Consider the following 15,362-nt stretch of genomic DNA (forward strand, 5'->3'; position numbering starts at 1 on the left):
GTTCCGGAACGCCGGAAGGCGCGGCCCGCGGGCCGCGCCCTCCGCACGGGTCAGTGGCCGCCGGGCAGGGTCAGGCCGATCACCAGGGGGTCGTGGTCGGAGGAACGGTAGGCGTCCGGTTGGTAGAGGCCGGGCGGGTTGAACTCGGTGTTGTAGTCGCGGATGCGCGGCTCGTCGGAGTTGATGTGCCAGATCGTGGTGCTGGTCACCCGCTTGAGCAGCTGCTTGCCGGCGAAGGCGTGGTCGAGCTCGCCGGCCAGGCCGTCGAACAGGTAGCTGTAGCGCTGTGCCTGCGGCACGAACCGCTTGGTGAGGCTGGTCAGGCCGCCGGCCTCCAGCGTGTCGATCGGGTCTTCCTCGCCGTAGGCGTTGAGGTCGCCGAGCACGAGCGGGTTGGGCAGGTCCTGGTCGCCGATGATGCCGAGCAGCGCCTGCGCCTGCTTGACGCGGGTGGGGTTCCAGCAGCTCTGGCCGTCGCCCTGGTCGGCGTCGGGGCCGTCGGCCGGGCAGCTGCCCTTGGACTTGAGGTGGTTGACGATCATGGTGAACGGCTGGCCGCCGCCCTTCCTGCGGAAGGTCTGGATCAGCGGCGGACGGCTGAAGACGGGGTCCTGGGAGGCTTTGGTCTCGCCGACCGGGGTGAGCTTGCCCGGCTTGTAGATCAGGCCGACCTGGATGAGGTCCGTGCCGGGGTGGGGGTGGCTGAGCGCCGCGTACGTGCCGGCGCCGACCTCGGCGTTGACGGCGTCCACGAGCGCCTGCAGCGCGGTCTGGCCGTTGTTCTCGACCTCCATGAGGGCGACCGCGTCGGCGTCCAGGCCCTTCAGCGCGGCCACCAGCTTGGCGAGCTGTCGCTGCTGCTCGCCGGCGTTGCTCGCGCCGCGCGAGCCGATGGTGGTGAACCAGTTGAGGGTGTTGAACGAGGCCACCTTCACGTTGCCCACCACCGGGAAGGGGCGCGGCGTGCGCGGGTTGGCGTCCAGGTAGGCGATCGGCTGGGTGGGCTGGAGGCGGTACTCGCCGAAGCCGTACCCGAGCACGCCGGTGACGCCGGCGGCCACGGTGCCCGCCCGCGTGACGGGCGGCAGCGTCGCCGGGTTCTCCCGGTTGGAGCCGTCGTCGATGAGCAGCGAGCGGCGCGTGTCGGCGGCGGGGTCCACGCCGGGCCGGTCGGTGGGCTGGTACAGCCGGCCGTGCGCCGACACCGTGACCTCGCCGAAGCGGCCCAGGTTGTAGTTGTCGTCCACGGTGAGCGACTGCGGGAAGGTGAGCAGCATGTTCTCGACGGCCTCCAGGCCGTCCGCGGCCGGGGGCAGCGTGTACGGCTGCGCCGCCACGCTCCCGGTGCCGCAGACGTCCACGGCGGTGACCGGGGACAGCTCGGTCCAGCCGTTGAACTCGGTGGCCTTGCCGGTGACCAGGACGCGGTCGCCGGTCTTGACGTCCTTGACGGACTCGCGGGCGAAGACGAACAGGCCCTCGGAGGTCCGGGGGTCGGCGTCCGGCCGCGGGTCCTGGAGGAAGAAGCCGCTGAGCTGGTCGGTCCGCTGGAAGTCGCCGGTGACGATGCCTTCGACCCGTACGGTCTGGCCGGTCAGGGGGCCGGTGTCGCCGCTGCCCTGCACCTCGGCGACGCGGCGGTCGGCCGGGGTGTCACAGGGCGCCGCCGCCGTGTCGGCGAGGGCCGGGGTGGCGGTGAGGGCGCCCGCCACGAGGGCAGCGAGTGCTGCTCGGGATAAAACGCGCATGACCGGCACTTTAGAGGGATTATTGACCGCATATTTCCACACAAAAGTGGATAGAACATTAAATCATCGAACCTTGACATTGGCGGCACGCGGGTATGACCAGTGCATGGACTGGGTCACCTGCGCGTTTTCTGCTGCCTGCCCCGGAATCGCCCAACAGCCGTCCGGCCTGTGCCTGGCGCATCTGCCGGCCGAGGACCTGCCCGCCGTCCTCGCCCGGTTGTCCCCCGGCAGGCTGCTCGATCTCCGCGGCACCACCGTCAACGGCGACCTGCTGTCGCGGGTCCTGGAGGCGACGAGTTGCAGACCGGGCCGCGCCCGGCTCGACCGGGCCAGGTTCACCGGCGACGTCAGGCTGTCGGGCGTGACGTTCGCCGGGGACGTGTCGCTCGACGGAGCCAGGTTCGAGCGGCTCGCCTCCTTCTTCGGGGCCCGATTCGAGGGCAACGTGTCGCTGGCGGCGGCCAGGTTCACGCGCGAGCTGTCCTTCCACGGCGTACGCGTCCGGGGGCACGTCTCGCTCGACCGGGCCGTGATGTCCCGCGACGCGCTGTTCGGCCAGGCCGTCTTCGAGCACGGGCTCTCCTGCGAGGGCGCCCGGTTCGACGGGTACGCCACCTTCGACGACGCCCGCCTGGGCACCGGCGCCACGTTCCGCGGGGCCAGGTTCGGCCGGACGCTCTCCTTCCGCAAGGTGCGCGGGCAGGCGGGGTTCGACTACGCCCACTTCGCCGGGGACGCCTACCTGTCGGCCTCTGGCAGGCTCTCGGCCGCGCGGGCCCGCGCCGACGGCCTGCTCGACGTGACGGTCGCGCGCTGCGGGGTGGACCTGCGGCGCGCCGAGGTCTTCGGGGCCGCCACCGTGCGGCTGACCGACTCCAGCGCCGACCTGGAGGGCGCCGTGCTGCACGGGCCCGCCTCGGTGACCGGGAAGGGCCTGTCGATGCTGAGCTCGCTGCGCCAGGTGGACGCCGCCAGCCTCACGCTGACCGGCCTCGACCTGTCGGGGTGCGGCTTCGCCGGGCTCACGCACCCGGCCGGGGTGCGGGTCAGGAACTGCACGTTCGCGCTCACGCCGCGCGGCGTGCGGGTCAGCCTGCGCCGTCCGATGCTGCGCTGGATCTCGCGGCGCAGCGCGCTGGCCGACGAGCACGCCCTGCGCGGCTGGGACGCCTCCGGCGGCTCGCCCACCACCCCCGACCTGCTGGCCGCCCTCTACGCCGAGCTGCGCGGCCGGATCGAGGACCGCGACACCTCGGCGGACTTCGCCTTCGCCGCCATGGAGATGCGCCGCCAGGCCGGTGAGCACTGGTGGCTGTCGCTGTCGTGGCTGCTGTGGGGGTACGGCATGCGGCTCGGACGCGCGGTGGCCTGGTGCACGCTGCTGGCGGCGCTGACGGCGGCGGCGGTGTTGTGGAGCTCCACCTCGCACGCGGCCCGTCAGGCGGTCCACCACAACCCGGTCCTCCACCAGTAGCCGGGCCGAGCCGGTCCGCCACCGGTCATCCACCGGCAGGCGGGCCGAAATGCGGTGGCAGGCGGCGGACCGGGCTCGCTAGGGTCGCGCCGGTGAGTACCGATCCGCTGCCGCTGCTGTGGTTGACAGGCCCCACGGGCGCCGGGAAGTCCTCGGCCGGGTGGGAGATCTTCGACCATCTGGGCCGCAGCGGCGTCAAGGCGGTGTTCCTCGACGCCGACCAGATCGCCCTGTGCCATCCGGCGCCGGAGGGCGGCACGCATCGCCTGCGGGCGCGCAACCTGGCGGCCCTGTGGCCCGGGTTCCGGCGCGCGGGGATGCGCTGCCTGGTGCTGGCCGGGTTCGTGGACACGCCCGAGGAGGTCGGCGAGTACACCGCGCTGCTGCCCGGCGCGGCGTTCACCGTGTGCCGGTTGCGGGTGCCGCACGCGGAGCTGCGGAAGCGGTTCCTGGGGCGGGGCTGGCGGCCGGACCTGGTGGAGGCGGCCGTGGCCGAGGCCGTCGAGCAGGACCGCAGCCGGTACGCCGACCTGTGCGTGGACACCGGCGGCCGGACGGTGGCCGAGACGGCCCGGCTGGTGCTCGACCGGCTGGGCGGATGGCCGCCGCCCGTCCCTGCCACCGCCACCGAGCCGGCGCCCGCCCCGGCCGATCCGGGCGGGGGTGTCGGTGCCGGCGTGCCGGTTCCCCTGGTGTGGTTCTCGGGGGCGACGGCGGCCGGGAAGTCGACGGTCGGCTACGAGGTCTTCAGCCGGGTCCACCGGTCGGGCGTCCGGGCCGCCTACGTCGATCTGCGGCAGATCTCGGCGCTGCGCCCGTCCACCGAGGAGGAGGGCCGCCGGCTCAGGGCACGCGGCCTGGCCGCGCTGTGGGACGGGTACCGGGCGGCCGGGGCCGGCTGCCTGGTCGTCTCCGGCGGGGCCGACTCCGACGAGACCGTCCGCGCCTGCACCCGCCTGCTTCCCGGCCTGACGCCGACCGTGTTCCGGCTGCACGCCTCCCCCGCCACGCTGCTGGAACGCGTGCTGCTGCGCGGCCGGGGAGGCGGCCCGGCGCTGCCCGGCGACGAGCTGCGGGGGCTCGGCCCGGACGCCCTGCGGGCCGTGGCCGGACGGGCGGCGCGGGAGGCCGCCGCCCTCGACCGGGCGGGGGCGGGCGACGTGCGCCTGGACACCGACGGCCGGCCGCCGCAGGAGGTGGCCGCGCGGGTCATGGCCCATCTGCGGCTCTCGTCGTAGTGACTTTGCGCATTCATTCGATTACTTTGGGTGACGAGTCGCAGAGTGCGGCCGACAGTTTCGGAGGTGTCCCCCGTGCCCCGCATCGTCACCAAGATCAGCGCTGTGCTGGCATCCGTCGTCCTGCTCGCCGCGGCGGGAGCCGTCCCGGCCCAGGCGGCCGGAGAGGCGTACTTCGAGTTCACCGACACCGACGGCCGGTCCCGGTTCGTCATGCAGCTCACCGACCCCGACTCCATCCGGCACGCCCGCGACCTGCTGGCCGGCGCCACCGACGAGCGGCCGCACGTGCACGGCCGCATCGTCAAGCGGCCCGTCGCCTACAACGCCCGGTGGAGCTACCACCTGCAGCCCGAGACGATCAATTTCTTCGACGTGGCCATCGAGGTCTGCGACGCGAGCATGACGTACGTGGAGGACCACCTCGACGAGGCGGGCGGCGCGTTCCTGCCGGGCGGCCACTGGTGCCCGTGGAGCTCGCGCCTGACCCGCGAGCTCCCGGCCATGTAGGAGCCCGGCTCAGAGGGTGGCGGCCAGGTCGCCGATGACGGTGAAGTGCCGGGGCCAGCCGCCGCCCATGATCCGGCGGGAGAGCTGCTGGGTGGGGTCGTCGGGGTCGAAGCCCTCGTGGTCGAGGAACAGCCGGGTGCCCCGGCCCTCCGGCACCAGCCGCCAGGTGACCGTCCAGTCGGCCTGCTTGCGGTCGCTCCAGCTGATCCGCAGCAGCTTCTCCGCCTCGAACTCCAGCACCTGGCAGTGGACCGTCCCGTCGAACCCCACCGCCTTCCTGGGCTGGGTGGTGAAGGTGAACCGGTGGCCCACCTCCAGCCGGAAGTCGTTGGGCATCAGCCAGCGGGCCATCAGCTCGGGATCGGTCAGCGCCCGCCACACCTTGGCCGGCGGGTGCTTGAGGAACTCGTCCAGCCTGATCGCGGTCCGGTCTTCAGCCATCCTCTTCCTCCATCTCGTCGAGCAGTGCGGACAGGCCGGTCAGCTTCTCGCGCCAGAACCTCTCGTACGGGGTGAGCCAGTCGCGGATCTCCATGAGCGGCTCCGCCTCCAGCTGGTAGTGCCGTTCGCGCCCTTTGCGAGCCTCGGCCACGAGCCCGGCGTCCTTGAGCACCTTGAGATGCTCCGAGACGCTGGGCCGGCTCATGTCGAAGCGCTCGGCCAGCCGTCCGGCGGGCTGGGGGCCCTCCTGGAGCAGCAGGCGCAGCAGTTCGCGCCGGGCCGGGCTGGCCAGCGCGGTGAAGACGTGGTCGGCGGTCATACCTGGCTGACCACGAACCCGTTGCCGAAGGGGTCCTGGAAGAGGAGCTGGCGTCCCCACGCCTGCTCGCTCGGCCCCTCGAAGGCGACGTCGTCCGCGGCGAGCCGGGCGGCCAGGGCGTCGAGGTCGGGCGCGGCCACCACGAGCCCGCCGACGGGGGCCATGTCGGGGAACCAGGAGGCCAGCAGGAGCGTGGTCGCCGCCCCCTTGGGCGCGACGGTGAGCCAGCGGCCCATCGGGAACGGGTTGTCGGTGCGCACCTCGAAGTCGAGCACGCCGGTGTAGAAGTCGAGCGCCCGCGCCTGGTCGGCGACGGGCACGGTGACGGTGAGGATCCCGGAAATCAGCATGTCGGACACTATATGTAGGATTTTTCCGACATATCAAGTCGGGGCGCGAAATATCGGGGACTTCCCTGATAGGCCAACGGCGGCTCACTCCGTAAACTGGGATCATGCGGATCGACGACTACGTGGCCGACCTCGATCGCGCGCTCTCCGGCCCGTCCGGCGCGAAGCGCGACCTGGTCGTCGAGGCCCGCGACAGCCTGTCCGACACCGCCGACGCCCTGGAGGCCGACGGCCTCGACCGCGCCGAGGCCGAGCGGCTGGCGGTCGCCGAGTTCGGCCCGGTCACCGACATCGCCCCCGGCTACCAGAGCGAGCTGACCGCCGTGGCCGGGCGGCGGCTGGGCCTGCTGCTGTTCATCAGCGTCCCGCTGACCGCGCTCATGTGGTCGATGGTGTGGCGCACCTACCCCGCCGACCCGGCGCTGTGGGTGGGCCGTCCGGCCTGGTACCACCTGATCTCGAAGCTGCTCGACATCTGCCAGCTCGCCACCGGCCTGTACGGCGGCCTCGCCCTGCTGGCGCTGGGCCGGGGCGCGCGCTGGATCCGCCGTCCGCACCTGGTGACCAGGTCGCTGGGCATCGTCGTGTGGGGCATGCTGCCGCTCGGAGGCGCCATGAGCCTCGTGCTGTCCTACAGCGCCCCCGGGCCGGTCACGATGGCCGGGTACCTGCCCGCGTTCCTGGCGAACCTGGTCACGACCGCGTTCTGGGGCCTGCAGATCTACGGCGCGACGCGCTGCCTGCGGGTCAGCCGCACCCGCCGGCCCGCCGCGGCCCCGTCAGCCTGAGGCCCGCGCGTCGGCCCGGGTGTCGGCCTGGAGCACGCCGCCGATCACGCTGGTGAACTCCCGCCAGGCCGACCGCTCCCCTTCGAGCTGCTTCCTGCCCGGGTCGGTCAGCCGGTACGTGCGCCGCTTGCGCCCGCCCACCGTGGCCCACTCGCTGGCCAGGTAGCCGACCCGCTCCAGCCGCCGCAGCGCCGGATAGACGGTGCCGGTGGGCACGCTCAGCGCGCCCCCGCTGCGCTCCTGGAGCGCCTCGATGATCGCGTAGCCGTGCAGCGGCTCGCGCTCCAGCACCGAGAGCAGCAACGCGTCCATGTGCCCGCGCAGCGCGTCTGGATTCATGCTCCTGATCCTAGACAACCGTTCGCCATGTAGCCAGTCTACATGTAGGCTGCCTATATGTAGGTAGGCACAACAACGGAGTCGATCGAATGGACGTACTCGAACTCGCCCGCACGCAGTTCGCCGTGACGGGAAGCCTGCACTTCCTGTTCGTCGTGCTCACGCTCGGGCTGGCGCCGGTCGTGGCGCTCATGCACACCCGCCACGTGCTCTCCGGCAGCGCGCTGCACGGCGGCATGACGCGGTTCTGGGGGCAGATCTACGTCATCAACTACGCCCTGGGCATCGTCACCGGCCTGGTGATGGAGTTCCAGTTCGGGCTGTCGTGGAGCGGGCTGTCCCACTACGCCGGAGACGTGTTCGGCGCGCCGCTGGCCATGGAGACGCTGGTGGCCTTCTTCCTGGAGTCCACGTTCCTGGGTCTGTGGATCTTCGGGTGGGGGCGGCTGCCCAAGTGGCTGCACCTGGCCTGCATCTGGCTGGTGACGCTGACCGCGTACGCCAGCGCGTTCTTCATCATGGTCGCCAACTCCTTCCTGCAGAACCCGGCCGGCTCGGTGGTCAGGAACGGCCGGCTGGAGCTGGTCGACTTCGGCGCCCTGCTCACCAACAAGACGCTGGTCTTCTCCTTCCCCCACATCATCGGCGCGGGTCTGCTGACCGGTGGCCTGGTGCTGGCCGGGGCCAGCGCGTACCAGCTGCGGCGGCGCACCCGCGAGACGCTGTTCTTCACCAAGTCGCTGCGCACGGGGGTCGGCGTGGCGGCGGTCGGCGCCTTCCTGGCCCTGGGCTTCGGGTACGCGCAGTTCGGCGGCGTCCAGGAGGGCAAGTTCGACGGCGACGCGGGCGCCGGGGTGCCGCTCGGGCTCATGATCGAGATCGGCCAGCTCCTGGCGTTCGTGCTGCTGTTCGTGCTCCTGCCGCTCATCTACTGGCTGCCGCGCTGGCGGTGGACGCACCTTGTGCTGATCGTGATGACCCCGGTGCCGTTCGCGCTGGCGATCCTGGGCTGGATGGCCAGGGAGATCGGCCGCCAGCCGTGGATGGTCTGGCACAAGCTCACCGTGGCCGACGCCCTGACCCCCGGCCTGACCTCGGGCATGGTCACGGCCTCGCTGATCGGGTTCGCCGGCGTGCTGGGGCTGCTGGCGGTCGTCGACTACGTCCTCATCGCCCGGGTCGTCCGGCGCGGCCCGCGCGACCTCGACCTCGGGGCGGTCCCGACCGGCGCCGAGCCCGCCCCGGCGATGAGCTACTAGGAGTGCTGACATGGAAGTGATCTGGTTCCTGTTCTTCGCGGTGCTGCTGGCCGGGTACTTCGCCCTGGAGGGTTTCGACCTCGGCGTCGGCCTGCTGCTGCCGGTGCTGGGCAGGACGCGCGGCAACCGCGACCGCATGGTGGCCGCGATGGCGCCGTTCGTGCTGGCCAACGAGGTGTGGCTGGTGGCGGTGGCCGGGACGCTGTTCGGGGTGTACCCGCGCCTGGAGGGCGAGGTGCTGTTCGGGCTGTACCCGCTGGTGGTGGCCATGCTGCTGAGCTGGATCGTGCGCGACGCCGGGCTGTGGTTCCGGCGGCGGCTGGACGGCGCGAGGTGGCGCGGCTTCTGGGACGCGATGATCGCGTTCGGGTCGCTGGGGTTGTCGTTCGGGTGGGGCATGGCGCTGCACGCCGCCGCGACCGGGTTCGCCTCCTCGCCGGTGAATCCGGTCGGGGTGCTGCTGGGCGTGCTGGTGACGCTGCTGTTCGCCTTCCACGGGTGGACGTTCCTGGCCTGGCGGGAGCCGGGCGCGTTCGGGGCCGTGCGGTCGGGGCGGGCGCTGCTGCTGTCCGGGCTGGTGGCCGCGCTGCCCGCGATCGGCCTGCTGGCTGGGGCGATGCCGTACTTGCTGGAGCACAGCGCGCCGGCGGCTACGTTGAATGTGCTCAGTGTCATGGCGTTGCCGTTCGCGCCGATCATGCTGGGCGCGCAAGTATGGGTATGGCGGACTTTCCGGCCAGGTAAGGGCGCCGTCCCGCTCCCCTCGTTCTTCTGAAGGCCACGTGCATAAGGATCTTCTGCGGCTCATGCGGGCCGAGCGCTCGGTGCGCCGCCACCTGACCGTCACCATGGTCGCGGCCGTGCTCGCCGGGCTGCTCGTGCTCGCGCAGGCCGAGCTGCTGGCCGGCGTGCTGTCGGGCCGGTTCACCGCCGCCGCCCTGGGGGCGCTCGCCGCCGTCGTGGGCGTCCGGGCGCTGCTGGCCTGGACGCAGGGCGTCTTCGCCGGACGCACCGCGACGGGCGTGAAGTCCGCGCTGCGCCACCGGCTGCTGGCCCGCCTGGGCGAGCTGGGCCCGTCAAGGCTGACCGGTCACCGGTCGGGCGAGCTGGTCACGCTGACCGGCCGCGGCCTGGACGGCCTCGACGCCTACCTGACCGGCTACCTGCCCTCGATCGCGGTGGCGGCCGTGGTGCCGGTGGCCGTGCTGGTCCGGCTGTTCGCCGCCGACCTGGGCAGCGCGGTGATCGTCCTGGTGACGCTGCCGCTGATCCCGGTCTTCGGCGCGCTGGTCGGCATGACGACCAAGGCGGTCACCGAGCGGCAGTTCCACGCCCTGTCGCGGCTCGGCGGGCACTTCCTCGACGTGGTGCGCGGGCTGCCCACGCTGCGCGCCTTCGGGCGGGCCCGCTACCAGGCCACGGTCATCCGGCAGGTCGCCGACGCCCATCGCAGCGCGACCATGCGCACCTTGCGGGTGGCGTTCCTGTCGTCGCTGGTGCTGGAGCTGTGCGCGTCGCTGTCGCTGGCGCTGGTGGCGGTGCCGATCGGGCTGCGGCTGCTCGGCGGGTCGCTGGACCTGACGACGGCGCTGCTGGTGCTGCTGCTGGCGCCGGAGGCGTACCTGCCGCTGCGGGCCATGGGGACCCGGTTCCACGCCTCCATGGAGGGGGTGGCCGCCGCCGACGCGGCCTTCGCCGTCCTGGACGAGGCCGCCGGCGACCCGTCCGGCCCGGCCCGGCCGTACGACGGGCACGGCGCGCCGGAGATCCGCCTGGAGAACGTGACCGTCCGCTACCCCGGCAGGGACGAGCCCGCCCTGGAGAACGTGACGCTCACCATCGCGCCCGGCGAGCGGGTGGCGCTGGTCGGCGAGAGCGGCGGCGGCAAGAGCACCCTCCTCCACCTGGTCCTGGGCTTCCTGCGCCCGTCGGAGGGACGCGTCCTGGTCGACGGGGCCGACCTGCGCGAGCTGGACCTGGACAGCTGGCGGGCGGCCCTGGCGTACGTGCCGCAGCGGCCCCACCTGTTCACCACCTCCGTGGCCGACAACATCCGGCTGGGCGCGCCCGGCGCCACCCTGGAGGAGGTCCGGCGGGCGGCCGCCGCCGCGCACGCCGACTTCGTGGACGGCCTGCCCCAGGGTTTCGACACCGTGGTCGGCGAGCGCGGCGCGAACCTGTCGGCCGGCCAGCGGCAGCGCGTGGCGCTGGCCCGCGGCTTCTGCCGCCCGGACGCCACGGCGCTGCTGCTCGACGAGCCCACCGCCCGCCTCGACGGCCGCAGCGAGGCCGCCGTCGTGGCCGCCACCGCGCAGCTGGCGCGGGGGCGCACCGCCGTCATCGTCGCCCACCGGCCCGCGATGATCGACCTCGCCGACCGGATCGTGCGGGTGCACGAGGGCCGCGTCGTCGCCGACACCACCCGCGACCGGCCGCCGGCCCACCCGGACGGCGACGGTCACCGGGAGCCGCAGAGCGCGGTCTCCCTTCCCGAGGGGAGCGCGCGATGAACCGGCGCATGGGCACCCGGCTGGCCTGGGCCGTGCTGGCCGGGGCGGCCGCCGACCTGGCCGGGCTGGGGCTGATCGCGGCCGCCGCCTGGCTGATCACCAGGGCCGCGCAGCAGCCGTCCTTGGCCGCGTTGAGCGTGGCCATCGTGGCGACCAGGGCGTTCGCGACCGGCAAGGGCGTCTTCCGCTACGCCGAACGGCTCACCGGCCACGACGTGGCCCTGCGCGCCCAGGCCGGCACCCGCGAGCGGCTCTACCAGGCGCTCGTCCCGCCCCAGCGGCCCCGCCACGGCGGCGCCGACCTGCTCAGCCGCATGGTGGACGACACCGAGGCCGTCCAGGACCTGCTGGTCCGCGCGCTGCTCCCGGCCGCCGCCGCGCTGCTGACCGGGCTGGCCGCGGTCGCCATCGGGCTGTTCGTGCTGCCGCTGACCGCGCTGGTGCTGGTGGCCGGGCTCGTGGTGGCGGGCGTGCTGCTGCCGGCCGCGACCGCCGCCGCCGCGCGCCGCTGGTCGGCCCGGATCGCGCCGGCCAGGGCCGCGCTGGCGGCCCGCGTGGCCGACCTCGTGCACGGCTCGGCCGACCTGGCCGCCTACGGCGCGGGCGAGCGGGCGCTGTCCGGCGCGCTGGCCGCCGACGAGGCACTGGCCGGGCTGGAGCGCCGCCAGTCGCGCGTGCACGCCGCCGCCCTGGCGGTCGGGACGCTGGCCCAGGGCCTGACCGTGGCGGCCATCGTGCTGCTCGCCCAGGGGGCGGGCGCCGGCTCCGTCGCCACGGCGGTGCTCGCGCTGACCGCGCTGGTGTCGTTCGAGCCGGTGCTGCCGCTGGCGGCGGCGGGCGAGCGCATGGCCGGGATCACCGCCGCGATCCGGCGGCTGCGCGAGGTCCGCGCCGCCGCGCCGGCCGTCACCGAGCCAGCCGCGCCCGCGCCCGTGCCGTCGGCTCCGCTGACGGTCGAGGTCGACGACCTCGTCGTCCGCCACCCCGACGCCGCACGGGCCGCCCTCGACGGCGTCTCCCTGCGCCTGACCCCCGGCCGCCGGGTGGCGATCGTGGGCCCGAGCGGGGCGGGCAAGAGCACCCTGCTGGCCGCGCTGATGCGCCTGGTCGAGCCCGAGTCGGGAAGCGTGCGCGTCAACGGGACCGACCTGCGCGACCTGTCCGGCGACGACGTCCGCACACTGATGACCGGCCTCACCCAGGACCCGTACATCTTCCGCACCACCCTGCGCGACAACCTGCGCCTGGCCGGGCCGGACGCCGGCGACGAGCGGCTGGCGGCGGCCGTGCGGGAGGCCAGGCTCGGCCCGTGGGTCGAGCGCACCGGCTGGGACACCGAGCTCGGTGAGGACGGCAGGACCGTCTCCGGCGGCCAGCTCCAGCGCCTGGCCCTGGCCAGGGCGCTGCTGTACGACCCGCCCGTGCTGCTGCTGGACGAGCCCGCCGAGGCGCTCGACGAGGAGACCGCCGACCGCCTGATGGCCGACCTGCTGGACGTCATCCGCGACCGCACCACCGTGCTGGTGACCCACCGGCTCAAGGGCCTGGAGTCGGTGGACGAGGTCGTGGTGCTCGACGAGGGCCGCGTCGTCCAGCGCGGGCGGCACGACGAGCTCGTGGCCGTGCCCGGCTACTACCGCGACCTGTGGGAGTCCGAGGCGCTGACCAGGCGCTAGCCGATCCTTCGCGCTCGCTTTGAGTTTGCGCCGCCATCAGGTTTATGATGCAAACCTGTTTGCGGGTAAGAGGAGTTGGCATGGTGGACGACGATCGGGCGCGTACTCCCGAGGAGACGCTGCGGCTGATCGAGCAGCAGCGCACCGCCACGGTCCGGCGCCTGCACGGCGACCCGGTGCTGCTCTACGTGCCCTGGGGCGTGGCCTGGCTGCTCGGCTTCACGGCGCTGTTCCTGCACTACGGCCTCGACGGCGTCCCCTACGCGCCGATCTCCCGCCCGCAGGCGCTCATGGTGCTGTTCGCGGGCATGTCGCTGGCCGGGGCGATCGCGATCTTCGGCATGGTGAAGATGGGGGCGCAGGTCCGCGGCGAGACCTCGGCCAAGGGCATGATGTACGGCTACGCCTGGGCGGCCGGCCTGGTCTCCATGACGGTGCTCGCCATCCGCGTCAGCCCCCAGCTCCCCGCCACCGAGAGCGGCCTGCTGTGGGGCGGCGGATTCATGATGCTCGTCGCGCTGCTCTACATGGCCGGCGGCGCGATCTGGACGTACTGGCCGATGTTCTTCGTCGGCGTGTGGGCGGCGGTGGTCAACGGCGTGGGCGTCATGCTCGGCGCCGGCTGGCACGCGCTGCTGACGGCCGTGCTGACCGGCGGCGGCTACATCGCGGCCGGCGTCGTGCTGCGGCGGCGGATGTGAGCCCCGACGGGGCCGTCCCCGAACTCGACCCGGTGATCCACGCGCAGGCCAGGCTGCGGGTGGTCGCCACGCTCAACACCCTCGGCGGGCGCGACGAGATCGCCTTCCCCTCGCTGAAGGACCTGCTCGGGATGACGGCCGGCAACCTCTCGGTGCATCTGACCAAGCTGGAGGACGCCGGTTACGTCCGCATCACCAAGACCCACAAGGGCCGCACCCCCGTCACGTACGTCGCGCTCACCCAGCGCGGACGGCTGGCCTTCGAGGACTACACCAAGGCGATCCGCGCCTTGCTCGACAACGCTGGAGGAACCCCATGACGGCCCTCGCCAGAACGGTGGAGGTCACCCGCCGCTACGGGGACGTGCTCGCGCTCGACCGCGTCTCGCTCGACATCCGGGCAGGAGAGCTGGTCGGCCTGCTCGGGCCGAACGGCGCGGGCAAGTCCACCCTGATCAACCTGTTCGTCGGGCTGCGCCGTCCGACCTCCGGCACGGTCGAGCTGTTCGGCGGCTCGCCCCAGGATCCCGTCATCCGCCAGGGCATCGGCGTGACCCCGCAGGAGACCGGCCTGCCCGAGTCGCTGCGGGTCGGCGAGATCGCCGACTTCGTGCGCGCCCACTTCCCCGACGCGCTCGGCAGGGACGAACTGCTCGACCGCTTCGGCCTGAGCGACCTGGTCAAGCGGCAGGTGGGCGGGCTGTCCGGCGGCCAGAAGCGGCGCCTGGCCGTGGCGCTGGCCTTCGCCGGCCGCCCGCGCCTGGTGTTCCTGGACGAGCCGACGACCGGCCTCGACGTCGAGGCCAGGCGCACCCTCTGGGACGGCATCCAGGCCTTCCACGCCGAAGGCGGCACGGTCGTCCTGACCAGCCACTACCTGGAGGAGATCGAGGCGCTGGCCCAGCGCGTGGTCGTCGTCGGGCAGGGACGCGTCCTGGCCGACGACACCGTGCGGGCCGTGCGCGACATGGTGGGGGTGCGGCGCGTCTCGCTCGACGCCGAGGACCTGCCCGAGCTGCCCGGCGTGCTCAGCACCGAACGCCAGGACGGCCGCGTCAGCCTGCTGACCACCGATCCCGACCGGCTGGTGGTCGAGCTGGTGCGCAGCGGCATCCCGTTCTCGGGGCTGGAGGTCAGGCCGACCACGCTGGAGGAGGCCTTCCTCACCATCACCTCGACCTCGCCCCCCAAGGAGAGCGCGCATGTCTAGCCTGATCGTGGCCCACACCCGGCTGCAGCTCGTCGAGCAGTTCAGGGTGCCCATCGGGATCCTGGCCAGCTCCATGTTCCCGGCCATCTCGATGCTGGCGTTCGTGGTGCCGTTCGCGGGCGGCGACCCGGCGGCGGCGACGTCGGCGACGGGGGCGCTGATGTTCTTCGGCGCCATGTCCTCGGCGGTGATCGGGCTGAGCGCGTCGGTGTCGCAGGACCGCGAGCAGCCCTGGGACCCCTACACCCGCACGCTGCCCGCCGGGCCGTTCCCGCGGCTGGCCGGGCGGATGGTCTCGACGGTGGTCCTCATGCTGCTGTCGGTGGTGCCGGTGCTGGTGGTCGCGGCCCTGCTGACCGAGGCGGTCATCACGCCGGTCCGGCTGGCCCTGGGGCTGGCCGCGCTGGTCGGCGGAGGGGTGCCGTTCATGCTGATCGGCCTGTTCCTCGGCCTGACGCTGCCGTCGAAGGCGGCGCTCGCGGTGGCGCAGATCGTCTTCTTCCCCGTGGCGATCGTGGGCGGGCTGATCCTGCCGCCGCAGATCCTGCCGGACATCGTGGAGGCCGTCTCGCCGTACGTTCCGTCCAGGGGCGCGGCCGAGCTGATCTGGGCGGCCATTTCGGGGGCCCGCCCTGACGGCATCGCGCTGATCATGCTGGGCGTCTGGACGGTGATCGCGGCGGCCGCCGCGACGTGGGCGTACCGCCGCGACGAGGGCCGGCGTTTCGCCTGATGGGGGGGGTGTGCCGCCGAGTCCGCAGCGATCTCAACGGCACACCCGTCTCCGGGAGGGGGT

17 protein-coding genes are annotated in these 15,362 nt (G+C 73.2%); 12 read left to right on the forward strand and 5 right to left on the reverse strand.

Annotation, left to right across the window (positions count from 1 at the left end):
- Positions 1-50: 50 nt before the first annotated feature.
- Positions 51-1,748, reverse strand: coding sequence for an ExeM/NucH family extracellular endonuclease (locus AB0J46_RS20160; RefSeq protein WP_364333780.1), 1,698 nt, complete (start codon positions 1,746-1,748; stop codon positions 51-53).
- Positions 1,749-1,854: 106 nt separating this feature from the next.
- Here AB0J46_RS20160 and AB0J46_RS20165 point away from each other — a divergent pair, with 106 nt between their 5' ends.
- The 3 genes from AB0J46_RS20165 (at position 1,855) to AB0J46_RS20175 (ending at position 4,973) form a co-directional block, all read left to right on the forward strand.
- Positions 1,855-3,225: a pentapeptide repeat-containing protein gene (locus AB0J46_RS20165; protein WP_358293061.1), complete on the forward strand. Its 1,371-nt coding sequence runs from the start codon at positions 1,855-1,857 to the stop codon at positions 3,223-3,225.
- A 92-nt stretch (positions 3,226-3,317) separates the two neighbouring features.
- Positions 3,318-4,463: a hypothetical protein gene (locus AB0J46_RS20170; protein WP_364333783.1), complete on the forward strand. Its 1,146-nt coding sequence runs from the start codon at positions 3,318-3,320 to the stop codon at positions 4,461-4,463.
- A 75-nt stretch (positions 4,464-4,538) separates the two neighbouring features.
- Entirely contained in the window at positions 4,539-4,973 is a 435-nt protein-coding gene (locus AB0J46_RS20175) for a calmodulin-binding protein (protein ID WP_358293066.1), read from the forward strand.
- A 9-nt stretch (positions 4,974-4,982) separates the two neighbouring features.
- Here AB0J46_RS20175 and AB0J46_RS20180 read toward each other — a convergent pair whose 3' ends face one another.
- The 3 genes from AB0J46_RS20180 to AB0J46_RS20190 are packed head-to-tail and all read right to left on the reverse strand — an operon-like array spanning position 4,983 to position 6,083.
- A complete protein-coding gene (locus AB0J46_RS20180; protein WP_364333786.1) occupies positions 4,983-5,414 on the reverse strand; it encodes an SRPBCC domain-containing protein in 432 nt (143 codons plus the stop codon).
- On the reverse strand, positions 5,407-5,733 hold the full coding sequence (locus tag AB0J46_RS20185; protein WP_358293072.1) for a metalloregulator ArsR/SmtB family transcription factor: 327 nt from the start codon (positions 5,731-5,733) through the stop codon (positions 5,407-5,409). Before AB0J46_RS20185 ends, AB0J46_RS20180 begins: the two co-directional genes overlap by 8 nt.
- Positions 5,730-6,083, reverse strand: coding sequence for a VOC family protein (locus tag AB0J46_RS20190; protein ID WP_364333789.1), 354 nt, complete (start codon positions 6,081-6,083; stop codon positions 5,730-5,732). Before AB0J46_RS20190 ends, AB0J46_RS20185 begins: the two co-directional genes overlap by 4 nt.
- A 104-nt stretch (positions 6,084-6,187) precedes the next feature.
- On the opposite strand from AB0J46_RS20190, the gene AB0J46_RS20195 reads away from it, so the two are divergent.
- Positions 6,188-6,871 carry a permease prefix domain 1-containing protein gene (locus AB0J46_RS20195; RefSeq protein WP_364333792.1) on the forward strand — a complete coding sequence of 228 codons (684 nt, stop codon included), beginning with the start codon at positions 6,188-6,190 and terminating at the stop codon, positions 6,869-6,871.
- Here the strand turns inward: AB0J46_RS20195 and AB0J46_RS20200 are convergent.
- Positions 6,863-7,210 carry a helix-turn-helix transcriptional regulator gene (locus tag AB0J46_RS20200; protein WP_352328371.1) on the reverse strand — a complete coding sequence of 116 codons (348 nt, stop codon included), beginning with the start codon at positions 7,208-7,210 and terminating at the stop codon, positions 6,863-6,865. The genes AB0J46_RS20195 and AB0J46_RS20200 overlap by 9 nt on opposite strands.
- An 89-nt stretch (positions 7,211-7,299) precedes the next feature.
- Between AB0J46_RS20200 and AB0J46_RS20205 the strand changes: the two genes are divergently transcribed.
- The 8 genes from AB0J46_RS20205 (at position 7,300) to AB0J46_RS20240 (ending at position 15,299) form a co-directional block, all read left to right on the forward strand.
- Positions 7,300-8,469 (forward strand): cytochrome ubiquinol oxidase subunit I, encoded by a 1,170-nt coding sequence (locus tag AB0J46_RS20205; protein WP_364333795.1) that lies wholly within the window; start codon positions 7,300-7,302, stop codon positions 8,467-8,469.
- Positions 8,470-8,479: 10 nt separating this feature from the next.
- The gene (locus tag AB0J46_RS20210) at positions 8,480-9,244 is read left to right on the forward strand and encodes a cytochrome d ubiquinol oxidase subunit II (RefSeq protein ID WP_364333798.1); all 765 of its coding nucleotides are present in this window, start codon (positions 8,480-8,482) and stop codon (positions 9,242-9,244) included.
- Positions 9,245-9,251: 7 nt separating this feature from the next.
- Positions 9,252-10,979 carry a thiol reductant ABC exporter subunit CydD gene (gene cydD, locus AB0J46_RS20215; protein ID WP_364333801.1) on the forward strand — a complete coding sequence of 576 codons (1,728 nt, stop codon included), beginning with the start codon at positions 9,252-9,254 and terminating at the stop codon, positions 10,977-10,979.
- Positions 10,976-12,655 (forward strand): thiol reductant ABC exporter subunit CydC, encoded by a 1,680-nt coding sequence (gene cydC / locus AB0J46_RS20220; RefSeq protein ID WP_364333804.1) that lies wholly within the window; start codon positions 10,976-10,978, stop codon positions 12,653-12,655. The genes cydD and cydC overlap by 4 nt, the downstream gene beginning before the upstream one ends.
- 80 nt (positions 12,656-12,735) lie before the next feature.
- Entirely contained in the window at positions 12,736-13,356 is a 621-nt protein-coding gene (locus tag AB0J46_RS20225; RefSeq protein ID WP_358293093.1) for a hypothetical protein, read from the forward strand.
- Positions 13,353-13,676 (forward strand): transcriptional regulator, encoded by a 324-nt coding sequence (locus AB0J46_RS20230; RefSeq protein WP_352328377.1) that lies wholly within the window; start codon positions 13,353-13,355, stop codon positions 13,674-13,676. The genes AB0J46_RS20225 and AB0J46_RS20230 overlap by 4 nt, the downstream gene beginning before the upstream one ends.
- Positions 13,673-14,566: an ABC transporter ATP-binding protein gene (locus AB0J46_RS20235; protein WP_364333808.1), complete on the forward strand. Its 894-nt coding sequence runs from the start codon at positions 13,673-13,675 to the stop codon at positions 14,564-14,566. The genes AB0J46_RS20230 and AB0J46_RS20235 overlap by 4 nt, the downstream gene beginning before the upstream one ends.
- On the forward strand, positions 14,559-15,299 hold the full coding sequence (locus AB0J46_RS20240) for an ABC transporter permease (RefSeq protein WP_364333811.1): 741 nt from the start codon (positions 14,559-14,561) through the stop codon (positions 15,297-15,299). Before AB0J46_RS20235 ends, AB0J46_RS20240 begins: the two co-directional genes overlap by 8 nt.
- Positions 15,300-15,362 lie beyond the last annotated feature (63 nt).

Source organism: Nonomuraea sp. NPDC049758 (genome assembly GCF_040674635.1).
Lineage (GTDB): Bacteria > Actinomycetota > Actinomycetes > Streptosporangiales > Streptosporangiaceae > Nonomuraea.